Genomic DNA, 11,487 nt, shown 5'->3' on the forward strand with positions numbered 1-11,487 from the left:
GACGGGGCGTATAGGTAGTCGGGGACTCATTGTGTATCAATCCTCTTAAAATAGTGGTTTTGCTCATAGTTAACGATAGTGTATATCGTGCAAACTCAAAGCTCAAGAGGTTATAGACACAATCAAGCCCGGCGGGTTCACATGAACCCGCCGGGCTTGAATATTTAAGAGCTACCCCACCGGGGCAGGTGCATCACAGACTACTTGGACAGCACAGCAACCAGGTACTCGTCGCCTTCCTTAAAGGGGTGCAGCTGCCAGGAAACATAGGTGTTATCCACGGTGAAACCGACCTCGCGCGCATCGGCGAGGAACTGCTCAAAGCTGTAGTCACGACCCGGACCGGAACCATAACCGACCACGGCACGACCGCCTTCAGCCAGCACAGTGTAGAAGTTCTCCACCACGCTCTTACGGGTGGAACGAGCCAAAAAGCCCATCACATTACCGGCGCACACCAGCAGCTCAAAACCCTCATAGCCGGGCTCAGAAACACCCACGGTCTCAGCCAAATCAACCAGGTCAGCGGTCTTCCAGGTCGCTTCGGGGCAGACACGCTGCGCCTCAGCAATCAGCTCCGGGTCAATATCCACGCCGGTCACGCGGTGGCCCAGAGCCTGCAGACGCTTACCAATACGACCCGGGCCCGAACCCGCGTCCAGAATCTTCGCGCCGCGGGACGCCATGGCGTCAATCAGACGCACCTCGCCGGCAATATCCTTGCCTTCTGCTTCCATGTCCTTGAAGCGGTTAATGTACCACTGGGAGTGGTCGGGGTTAGCTTCTTTACGCACAAGCCACAGGGACTTATCGCGCTCGCTGCTGGTGCCGGGGGTGGGCAGATCCATGGGTGCCATGGTCATCCTTTCCTTGGAGGTTAATCGGTGTTTTCGTTTGCTTCGTGGACGGCGGGTTCAGCCGCGGGTTCAATCTCTTCGGGGGCGAAGGTTTCTAGCAGCTGATCCATGAGGTCGTTGACCTCCTCAGAGCCGGTGACGGGCCCGCCAGCCAGTAGCCCGTCAGAACCGAGCACAACCGCCAGGGGCACGCTACCGCCAAAGTTATGGTGGGCCGCATGCTGCGGGTCGATCAGCACGGTCTCGTGGGAAACCTCAGCGGGCAGACGATCAAGGGTCACAGCCTGCTTGAGCTTTTCCATGCTTGCGTACACGGGGTGAATGCCGAGCATAGGCAGTTTCTCCTGCCATGCGGGCAGGTTCTTTGCCACGCGGGTGCAGCCGGAGCAGGTGGGGGAGAGGAAGAGCAACACGCGCGCTTGGGCGCGCGCCATATCGCGCAGGGTGGTGAAGCGCTTCTGGTCAGTTGACAGGTACAGGGAAGAGTGCGGGATGGGCAGGCGTACGTATTCTTCCTCGCCGTTGGCGTTGATGCTAAATTGCGCCGCCATGGGTGCGTCTTCTTCACTACGGGTCGTACCTGCCGCTTCGGAGCGGGCGAATGCCCAGAGCAGTACCGCGAGAATAAGAGCGGATGCGAGCCATACGTAGTCGCCGGCGGAAGCACGCAGCAGCTCGTGGATCAGGGAGGTGCCGCCGGTGTAGCTTGCGTAGAGGCTACCGGTTGCGGCGGTGAGCAGTGCAATATTGCGGTAGAGGGTGTAGCGGGTGACGGGCACGCTATCGCGACCGAAACAATTGCAGCCTTCGGTGCGTCCGGTTTTGAGCGCGCGCGCAATCACGAACACGTAGAATGCCATGAGCAGCCAGGTGAGCATTGCTGTCGCGCCGAAGGTACCGATGCGCAGTATCTCGGGGGTGCCCTCGGCAAGGTATGCGGGTGCAGCCAGCAGCCCCAGGGCCAGCAGAAGTTCACCGGCAGGCAGCACGATCTGCGTGAATTTGATGGGCGCGATGGGTAGCAGTCCCAGGTTGAGGATGCCTTCTTCCACGCTGCGCGGGTCGCGGAGTTTAGCGTAGCCGCTGACGGCGAGGGTGATGGCGAGGATCGCGGTGCAGAGCATGTAGCCGGGCACGGGGTTCCCTTCTGTGAGTGATGCGCTCAAGACGTTTACCACCTATTTTACGCCTGTATAGAAGAAACCCTTCAAGAGCTCTGATAGAAATCTTGAAGGGGTAGTCTTCTAGCTATACGGTCCTAGGAAACGTTCGCCGTTATAGTGAATCATATGAGTCGGGTGGTCTGCACACCAGACTTCAGATTCCCACGCAATTTTATCTACGTATTTCCTATATTCCTTACGGTCGGGGAAGCATGAAACGTATACGAGACCAGCTGTAGAATTAGCAAACAGAGTAGCTAACTCATCTTGTCGTTTTGCATCAACTGGGCCGTGCGATGAAGCTGCTTCTAGAAGAACCAACCAGTTTCGTTCCGGGATGTAGACAATGAGATCCGGCATTTTCCCGTGCTTGTCTACATGTATACCGAGTTCTTGAAGCTTATTATTCTCAAATAAAGCCCACTTGCTATCAGCGTCACCAATATATAGAATCTGTCCACCGGGGGTGAATCGTGGGCAGAAATCATCTACTATTGATTTAATTAATATATTTTGTCCACCAGGCGACAGGCTAAAATCCTCACCATTAGGTAAAGTCAAGGGTATCCGTGCCATCTCCCGGGAGGACTTGTATTTCGCTTGTAGTCCAGGAATTTCTGTAATATAGCTCTTCAGCGAAGTATCCCAGCTATCTGTTCCGAAAGTCTTTAGTAGAGATAATGCATGCCCAGTCAAACGGTAGTTCCATTTAGGAGAGTTTTTGGGACGTGTAGGGTTGTCTGGATTTTCTTCAACAAGGGCAACTTCAATAAACTGGTGCAAAGTGAAACGACGAATCGTTTCGCGACTATTAGGTGCATACCCTTTGTCATAGTGCTCCTCAATAAATTTTATAATTGCGGCAGTACCTAGCATAGGGTTTTGGGATTCTTGCCAAGTTGACTCAGCGGTTAAATCTGCCAATGCAAGTAGAACCAAAGCAGAACGTACATTGCTTCGCTCTGCATCCATCCCGATTAATTCTAGGATTATTCGTGCTTCTTCTATGCGATTATGTTTTAGGTCTTCGCGATTCATCAGAAACCTTTCTCTTTTAGTATCAGGTCTATACTTTCGGTTGTTCCGTCTGATTCTTTGCTCAACTTACGTAGATCTTCTGTACTTGGGAAGCGTAAAGTCTTGAGATCGGTTGCGTTGACTTGCGTGTGGCCCGAGAACATGCGGAAATAGCGGTCTACAAATGTTGAATTTAGCCAAGCTGTTAACCCATGAGCTAGATCCTGGTCGAGGCCAACTCCAGAGGTATGGAAAACATTCAGGTGGTTTTCGAACGCCACAGAACCCGGTTTTACGATTGGCGACCAGGTAGCTGCTACGATACGTCGGCGTTCTTCTTTGGAACTGAAACGCTTTACTACTGTGTACCACCCTTCCGGCAGCAGCAACATGTTTTCCTTATCTGATGCAGGTATAAACCATTGCGGTTTTCGACCATCAATAGGCCAAGTAACTGTGCCGTTTTTGATATTCACAGGGTAAACAAGAGGATGTCCATCTTCTGACTGTATGAAAGAGAGTGACTCCTTCGAACGGAAGTCGACAACCTTGCCAGTAGATACAGTTATTCCTAAGTCTGTAAGTGAACACGGAAGTGTAAGCATCTTTTCTGCGATTTCTGTGTCTTCTTCAGAGGTGGCTAAACGGATAAACTGGTGTGGATCGTTAGGCCTAACTACCTCGGTATAGGCTACGTGTCGCTGAACTTGATCGCCAAGGTGGTCATGGCTAACTGACAACGTAACCTTGCCCTGCGGAGTATTTTTGGAAGCTGCAAAAATAACGTTTTCTTGAAGGACACCTGTGTCGTTAAATACAGTAGACCGGGAATCAAAAACATGGATTTTATTTAGGGTTAGAGAGCGCAGAAGACGCTTTCTAAAACTACCAAAGTAGGGACCGTTGAAAAATGACCTAGGAGTAATAGCTACCAAGGTGCCCCCAGACTTCAAGGTGTCAATTGAAAGTGCCAAGAATGCGGCGTATAGATTCGGTGTGTCTAGACCATAGGCCTGTAGCGCTTTCCTATGAGGGCTCGAATTAGATATCTTCCCGTACGGAGGGTTCTCAATAACTATATCGAACTCTGCTTGGAAGTTGAGAGTAGAGTCTAAACCGGTGCTGTCGAGGATGTAGTCAGCTTCCAAGACTTGGGTAGAGACTTGGGCAGGCGCTAGTTGCTCACAAGCATGTAGGGTAGCAGTGAGAAACGGGATCATCGCTGGGTCCCGTTCTACAGCAGTAACGTGGATTATGGCATTGGGCTTTTCCCGCAGGAGACGTTCGATTAGAGCGGCGGAGAGTATACCACTGCCTGCCCCTGGATCAAGGATTTTATACTGCTCTTGGTCTGGGAAATCGATCATCGAAGCGATGAGACGTGCTGCAGGGGCAGGGGTAAAAAACTGACCAAGAGTACTTTGAGTCTTAGGATTGATGCTATCCAAGGCATGCTTTCGTTCCAGCTCAGCTATATCAACAAGGTCATGTACTTCCATAAGATAATGGTATCATTCTGCGCTTCCAGGGTGAGGAGAACTTTGGCATTGCGACCCAATGCCAAAGTATAAGATGGTAAAAGCTAAAGTAGATTCTCTATTATTAAGCTGTTGAAGATTTACTAAACCTAAATATGTGTAGGTGGAGTAGACCGATAACTTGTTGGGCGGCTTAGAGAAAACCCCGCCGGGCTTCAGAGAAGTCAATCGGCGGGGTGGATGGAGCGGCTGACGGGAATCGAACCCGCGTATCAGGCTTGGGAAGCGTGCGCTCTACCATTGAGCTACAGCCGCGTACCTGACTTTATACTAGCACAGCTATGTGCTGACATAGAGAGCAATAGCACAGCTAACCATCCTGTTCACGGGCTGAATGCATCATGCGGTAGGTTCTGCGTCTTAGGAGCGAGTAAAATCCCGTGAATTGGGGTGAAAACCAGCCCATGAAGGCGCGTCGGGGCGTTATTCTTAAAGGGTGCTACTATCTGATCGTCATATTCTAGAAGAAATCAACGCGGGCAATATTGTCCTGGAGCCTTATGAGCAGTCGATGATCCAGCCGGCGAGCGTGGATGTGCGTATCGACCGTTTCTTCCGCCTCTTCGATAACCATAAGTACCCGCATATTGACCCTTCGCAGCCTCAGGAGGACCTGACCCGCCTGGTGGAGGTCGCTCCCGATGAGCCGTTCATCCTGCACCCGGGTGAGTTCGTGCTGGGCGCAACCTACGAAAAGGTGACCCTGCCCAATAACATTGCGGCACGCCTGGAGGGTAAATCCTCCCTGGGCCGACTGGGTCTGTTGACTCACTCCACCGCCGGTTTTATTGATCCGGGCTTTTCGGGTCATGTGACCCTGGAGCTGTCGAATATGGCGACTTTGCCGATTATGCTCTGGCCCGGTTCTAAGGTGGGTCAGTTGTGCTTCTTCCAGCTCAGCTCGGATGCTGATCACCCCTATGGTTCGGGTGCTTATGGTAACCGTTATCAGGGTCAGCGCGGGCCCACTGCATCGCGCAGCTACCTGAATTTCCATCAAACGATCATCCCCACCGAATCCTAAACGGCGGGCACACCTAAAGGTATCACTCTCATGACCGCACACTTACTCATCCTCAACCCTGCCGGGGTAGAAGTATCCATTCTCTTCACCGCCGACATTCCCACCGACGCGCTCGAGGCCATGCGCCATAGCTGGGCAAATATTGACCAGCAATGGTTTGACGACGTGGACGAAGCCTACGCGCAGACCAAAACCTTCCGCCAGCTGCTGATCGTGCACGGCGAGGAAGTCTCGCCCTTCGACGACTACCAGTACATGCTGCACCGCTACATCTCCGTCGGCACTCTGCGCCACAGCAGCACCGCACAAATGATGCAAGAACTGACCGGGCGCATCACGCTGAGCCTGCTCGAAGCGCTCGCCGGCGGTCCCACCCTGCTGCACGCAGCACTGCTGGGGGACGAAGAAACCGGCCGTGCCGTGGCGTTCATTGGACCCTCCGGGCGAGGTAAAACTACCGCCGCTCGCACCCTCGGCCAGCACTACCGCTACCTGAGCGACGAAACCAGCATCATTAATAATGATCTGAGCGTGGTGCCCTACCCCAAGCCGCTTTCCGTGATCGAAACCAAGGGTGAACCTAAGGCGCAAATCCCGGCTGCCGAGCTTGGTCTGAACCCGGTGGCAGCCGATAGCACCGACTACTCGCTGGTGCGTCTGGTGCTGCTCAACCGCGACGAACAGTTCACCGAACCCACCGTGCAGACGGTGCCCTTGGCTGAGAACCTGGCCGAGGTGACCGCTCAAAGCTCCGGCCTGGCCATGCAAGAGACCGGTTTGCGTTCTATTCTGGATGTTCTGGGCGCCACCGGCGGCCTGGTGCAGCTCAACTACGCTGAAATTGCGGACACTCTGCCGCTGGTTCAGCAGATCTTCGCCGGCGAGATTGAGCCCCTGGAAGAGGATATTGAAGCGATCAATAACCGCGATATGCTCCCTCCGGTTTACCCCAACGGTACCGTGACCGTGCACCGCGGCACCGGCACCAGTGCGGCATGGGTGGGGGATACTTTCTACCTGTTCAACGGTCAGCGTCTGGACCAGCTTTCGGCATTCGCCGCTGAATGCTGGTTGCAGGCTGAGCCCGAGGTGGACCGCAACACCCACTTTGAGCGCATGGGGGAGCTTTTCCCCGGCCTACCCGAGGACGCCTACGATAATATCCTCACTGAGTTGGCACAGAATAATATGATTCATATTTACGTGACCAATGACCCGGTGTACACCGAGCCCGAGATGCTGAACGAAGAAGCCTCGAATCAGCTCGATAGCAGCCAGGGTAATGACGATATTATTGAGGAAGACTTCGCTGACTAGTCTTTGAGCTAAGGCTCTATACTGCACGGCAGATAGATTAAGACCCCGGTAGATACATGATGATGTGTCTACCGGGGTCTTTGCCTATAGCGTGGTTCTGTAGGTTATTGCCGGGTGGAGATAATCTCCTTGGCTTTTACCAGGACCGATTGCTTATACTCTTTAATTTCATTGAGTTTCGCTTGGTTTTTAATAATGAGTGGACCCTGATAGGAAGCCTCAAGGTTTGCAAGTTTTTGCGCAAATTGGAGGGATTCGCTGCATTCCGCTTCGATGGTTGCAATGCGTATTTCTTCCGCCTTAGCTTGTTCTTTGGTCAGAGATTTATTGTCTAAACCTGCTTGTATGGCGTATAGATCTTTTAGCTCCCAGCTATGAATGTCTCGCGTCGGACTTAAATTTTTGCTCTCAAGACATGCCCACTGTTCTTTTCGGAGTTTTGCCCATTCTGATGAATTTTCAGCTGCATTTGCAGCCTGGCGTTGGAGAATCCCTATAAATTTACCCTCATCTGTACCTGCAGTGCTAGCACTGAGTAGTTTTGTTATCTCAATATCCTCACCGGCGCACTTTTCCGCAAGGGCTTGTGGAACCTGGCTGAACTTTTGGCTGTCCTCAGTGATGGGAGCTGAGGAGAAACCGTACTTCTGTGCCCATGAAATATTCCAAGCGCCATAGAGATTATTTATAGGTTTTTCATATTCTGGATATGGAATATCACTATATCCATTAGCTCTATAGCAATCAACACGGGTAAAAAGATTCGCGCGGTGAAGAATCTGAGACTCTTCTTGCGTAAAGAAATATTCATCAAGCGGGAAGACTATCTGGTTATTTTCATAATCTAAACGAGCAGTCCATGATGTATCTTGCTCAAGACTGGGAGTGCAAGCGGATAAAGAAAATATAAGTATTAATATGCACAGTGCTCTTATTCTCATAATTTTATACTCCTTTGTAAAGGTGTAGGGAAATATCTTATATATTTCCCTACACCTGTTTAACCCAGTTTAGTTTAGTAGATTTGTATAGAAATCTGCTAATGTACCTTCACTGAGCTAATACGATCATTCCAGGTCTCGCCCCAATGAAGATTGGTCGCAAATCCAGTCAGGTCGTTAATGCTCCAGCTGAACTCGAACTGGCGGCCGCGGAAAAAGCCATCCTCGTAGTACGTCACCTTGGTGTTGCTGTAATTGAGAACCGAAGAAATATTGTCGTTCTCCTGACGAGGGATAACCGGGTGCTCACCGCGCCCGAAGTAACTGGCTCGAGACCAGCTATCGTAATTTGAATCCAGATAGGTCTGGATATTAGCATGTGCGCTGGGGAAGGTAAAGATACCCAGTGAGCACAGTACGGTGATGAAAGTGATGAATGCACGCAGAGTTTTCATTCCTGCTGCCCTCCTAGAGGTAGGGGTGGGAAATGCGTCCTACAGTGGCAACACTGCCCAATGTGAGTAAGTGACAGGGAATCTGCCGTGGATTCCTGCCCCTCTGAAGGTCTTAGAGCTTCTTAAAGTACCGGTGTCTGTAGACGATACACTCTAAGAGTCCTTCCCATTGCCATGTATGATACATCATAGTAGTGGTTAAATCTACTGTTATATGCAATATTATCTACATTATTTCAGAGGCACCGCTGCCTATCGAGCAGCCACCGAAACAGCACAACGGGGGCACCGGATTCTCCCGAACCCGATACCCCCGCCTCGTGCAGCCTTATGCACAGACTAGAATCACAGCATCTGAGGCTAAACCTAAGACTCAAACGGCGCACGGTAATTCTGCTGCGCACGCTGCTTCTCAATCTTCTTACGCAAACGACGCGCCTTGCGCGAACGCGTAGCACTGGGTGCCTGCAAAGGAATAGTCAGCGCCAAGCCCAAAGCAACCACCAGCATAATACCCAGCATGCCCCAAATTTGTTGACCGTACAGCGTCACAAACACACCAAAGAATAGCGGTGCCAAAAAGCTCGTTGCACGGCCAGTGGTCGAATACAGCCCAAAGAGCTCACCCTCAGTGCCCGGGTCAGCAATACGCGCCAAAAACGTACGCGACGCAGACTGCGCAGGACCAATAAACATGCACAATAGCAGACCGCACACCCAAAACATCTGCCCGCTCGGCGCCATAAACAGCGGAATAGACGAAAGCATAATCGCGCCCAAAGACAGCAGAATCAGCATCTTCGGCCCCAAATAATCATCCAGGTAGCCGCCCACAATCGCGCCCACACCCGCCACAGCATTAGCCGCAATACCAAAAAGCAGCACATCGGTGGTCGTAAACCCAAAAGAGCCCGCAGCCAAAATACCGCCAAAAGTATAAATACCCACCAGACCATCGCGGAACACGGCGCTGGCCACCAAAAACTTCAGCGTCTGCGGCTGAGTACGGCGCAAACGCACCACCGTACGCCACAACTCACGATACGACTCCACCAAACTACCGCGACGGCTCGGCGTAAAACGAGCCATACCGCGCTCCAGTGAACGACGCTCACGAACCGGCAGAACCGACGGCAAAAACTCGTTGCGGTTACGCATACGCACCAGCACCGGGGTGCAAAACACCAGCACCCACGCCGCCACAAACAGGGCAATAGCACGAATATTCAACGCATCATCGGTGGGCAAATTCAGCAGCGCAGGAACAGACTCCCCAAAGCCAATAAAGAGCAGCAGCACCAAACCTAGGGCAACAATACCCCCAAAGTACCCGGCAGACCATCCAATACCCGAAATCTTGCCAATATTAGCCGGAGTCGACACACGCGGCAGCACAGCGTTATAGTTCACCACCGCAAACTCATTAAAAATCGCCGCCACCGAAATCAGGCCAACACCCAGCCACAGATACTGCGGGCTCGGGTACACAAAAAAGCACAGGACAGTCAGTGCCACCAGAATCAGGGTATTCACACCCAGCCAGAAAATATTCCTCCCGCTACGATCAGCACGCTGACCGGTCACCGGTGCCAAGAGCGCAATCAACACACCCGCGGCAGTCATGCCGTAGGAAAGCATTTGCGAGGTATGGGCAGGGTCGCCGAAATAAACACTGGTCAAATATACGGTAAAAATAAAGGTGGTCATCACCGCGTCATAGCAGGAAGACCCCACATCCCATAGCGCCCACGCCGTCACAGACCTCTTACTGGTGCTGTGATCTGGACCGCCAGAAACACTCTGAGCCATAGTCAACCTTTCACACCCTCTACGCGCAATCAATGCGCATAGAAGAGATAAAATTCAAGGACGCGCCCGGCATGGCACCGGGCGCATCCTCGACTACCTAGAATTTAGGAAAAGAAACGACGCTGAACACGCGCAATAGCAAAGCTAACCACGGTACCAGTTACAGCAGCCAGAATCGACCAGATCAGCGCATTGCGCAGAGTGTCCTCAGAATCCGGACCGATGACCGGGGGCTCCTTACCAGTAACACCCTTCCACACCAGACCCGCGCCCTTCGACGCAATAGCAGAACCTGCCATACCAATCAGGGCGGGAACCGCCTTCGAAACCAAAGCCATGATGCTCCTCCAAAAATCCATGTATGCGAACAGGCAAAAAGCCCACCCCCTAAGAGTATCCTGTTCGCCCGCAGGAAAGCGAGAAAAGAACGCTTAACAAACTGTAAAAATGCTGGGAATTATTATCATCTATGCCACAATAGGAACAAAGGGTGCTCCCCGCGTGGCGAGTACCGCGACAGGGGAGCGCCACCGTGGCGCTGAGAGTGCACACCCGTGCAGACCCTCGAACCTGATCCGGATCATACCGGCGTAGGGAGTCGAATCTCAACGCGCGCACAATGACGCTGCGCGCGGTCCCCTTCTCAACCCAAGGGAAGGAAAACATATCGTGAAAAACTACCGCTGGCGCGTGAACGAAATCGTGGTTCTCGCCGTTCTTGCCGCCGCATGCTCCGTTCTTTTCGCCATCTGGAACACCGCAGTCTACCCCGCAGCAAAGGGTCTGCTGGTTGCAACCCCCGAATACCGCCCCCTGATCGGTGGCGTCTGGCTGCTCGCCGGCGTGCTCTGCGGCTATATTATTCGCCGCCCCGGCGCCGCTCTTGCCGGTGAGCTGATTGCAGCTTTTATCTCCTCCATGCTGCCCGGTGGTGCCGGTGCTAGCGGCGAGATTCTGCTCTCCGGCCTGATTCAGGGCATCGGTGCCGAGATTATTTTTGCTCTCTTCCTCTACAAGCGTTGGGATGCGCTGACCGCCCTGCTTGCCGGTGCTCTCTCGGGTGCGTTTATGGGCGTGAGTGAACTGATTATTTACTATGCGGGTGTCTATGAGGGCTCCAAAGCATTCGTCTACGCCCTGTGCTCCATTATTTCCGGCGCGATTCTTGCCGGAGGCGTGAGCTGGCTGCTCACCCGCGCCCTGGCTCAGACCGGCGTGCTGGCTTCCCTAGCATCGGGTGCGCAGTCGCGCCGCGCCTAGGCTTGCGCGTTACCGTGCCCTATGGTTTCGGCTGTTCTGTAGCCAGGTGAAACCATAGGGTGCGGTTTTATCTCTTCTGTACCCCACCCGATGCCCGGTGCTATCC

General features: G+C 52.8%; 11 protein-coding genes, 1 tRNA gene and 1 riboswitch. Of the genes, 3 read left to right on the forward strand and 9 right to left on the reverse strand.

Annotated features, from left to right (window positions below):
- Positions 1-200: 200 nt before the first annotated feature.
- From Q4P78_RS03245 to Q4P78_RS03265, 5 genes are all read right to left on the reverse strand, one after another.
- Positions 201-863 (reverse strand): bifunctional 2-polyprenyl-6-hydroxyphenol methylase/3-demethylubiquinol 3-O-methyltransferase UbiG, encoded by a 663-nt coding sequence (locus Q4P78_RS03245; protein ID WP_303338885.1) that lies wholly within the window; start codon positions 861-863, stop codon positions 201-203.
- A 14-nt stretch (positions 864-877) separates the two neighbouring features.
- Positions 878-2,023: a peroxiredoxin gene (locus Q4P78_RS03250; protein ID WP_303338886.1), complete on the reverse strand. Its 1,146-nt coding sequence runs from the start codon at positions 2,021-2,023 to the stop codon at positions 878-880.
- A 78-nt stretch (positions 2,024-2,101) separates the two neighbouring features.
- Positions 2,102-3,058: a BsuBI/PstI family type II restriction endonuclease gene (locus tag Q4P78_RS03255; protein WP_303338887.1), complete on the reverse strand. Its 957-nt coding sequence runs from the start codon at positions 3,056-3,058 to the stop codon at positions 2,102-2,104.
- On the reverse strand, positions 3,058-4,536 hold the full coding sequence (locus Q4P78_RS03260; RefSeq protein WP_303338888.1) for an N-6 DNA methylase: 1,479 nt from the start codon (positions 4,534-4,536) through the stop codon (positions 3,058-3,060). The genes Q4P78_RS03255 and Q4P78_RS03260 overlap by 1 nt, the downstream gene beginning before the upstream one ends.
- Before the next feature lie 220 nt (positions 4,537-4,756).
- Positions 4,757-4,830 (reverse strand) — tRNA-Gly (locus tag Q4P78_RS03265).
- Between the two features lie 181 nt (positions 4,831-5,011).
- Between Q4P78_RS03265 and dcd the strand changes: the two genes are divergently transcribed.
- Positions 5,012-5,599, forward strand: coding sequence for a dCTP deaminase (gene dcd / locus Q4P78_RS03270; RefSeq protein WP_303338889.1), 588 nt, complete (start codon positions 5,012-5,014; stop codon positions 5,597-5,599).
- 30 nt (positions 5,600-5,629) lie between these two features.
- Positions 5,630-6,916 (forward strand): septin family protein, encoded by a 1,287-nt coding sequence (locus Q4P78_RS03275; protein ID WP_303338890.1) that lies wholly within the window; start codon positions 5,630-5,632, stop codon positions 6,914-6,916.
- A gap of 104 nt (positions 6,917-7,020) precedes the next feature.
- On the opposite strand, the gene Q4P78_RS03280 is transcribed toward Q4P78_RS03275, so the two are convergent.
- From Q4P78_RS03280 to Q4P78_RS03295, 4 genes are all read right to left on the reverse strand, one after another.
- Complete coding sequence (locus Q4P78_RS03280) at positions 7,021-7,857, reverse strand: hypothetical protein (RefSeq protein WP_303338891.1); 837 nt, start codon at positions 7,855-7,857, stop codon at positions 7,021-7,023.
- A 98-nt stretch (positions 7,858-7,955) separates the two neighbouring features.
- Positions 7,956-8,312: a hypothetical protein gene (locus Q4P78_RS03285; RefSeq protein WP_303338892.1), complete on the reverse strand. Its 357-nt coding sequence runs from the start codon at positions 8,310-8,312 to the stop codon at positions 7,956-7,958.
- A gap of 366 nt (positions 8,313-8,678) precedes the next feature.
- Positions 8,679-10,019, reverse strand: a complete 1,341-nt coding sequence (locus Q4P78_RS03290; protein ID WP_303338893.1) for an MFS transporter — start codon at positions 10,017-10,019, stop codon at positions 8,679-8,681.
- A 206-nt stretch (positions 10,020-10,225) separates the two neighbouring features.
- The gene (locus tag Q4P78_RS03295; protein ID WP_303338894.1) at positions 10,226-10,459 is read right to left on the reverse strand and encodes a DUF4235 domain-containing protein; all 234 of its coding nucleotides are present in this window, start codon (positions 10,457-10,459) and stop codon (positions 10,226-10,228) included.
- A 170-nt stretch (positions 10,460-10,629) separates the two neighbouring features.
- Positions 10,630-10,735: riboswitch (TPP riboswitch) on the forward strand.
- Between the two features lie 55 nt (positions 10,736-10,790).
- Between Q4P78_RS03295 and Q4P78_RS03300 the strand changes: the two genes are divergently transcribed.
- Entirely contained in the window at positions 10,791-11,381 is a 591-nt protein-coding gene (locus tag Q4P78_RS03300; RefSeq protein WP_303338895.1) for an ECF transporter S component, read from the forward strand.
- The last annotated feature ends 106 nt before the right edge of the window (positions 11,382-11,487 follow it).

Source organism: Rothia sp. (in: high G+C Gram-positive bacteria), assembly GCF_030540545.1.
Taxonomy (GTDB): Bacteria; Actinomycetota; Actinomycetes; order Actinomycetales; family Micrococcaceae; genus Rothia.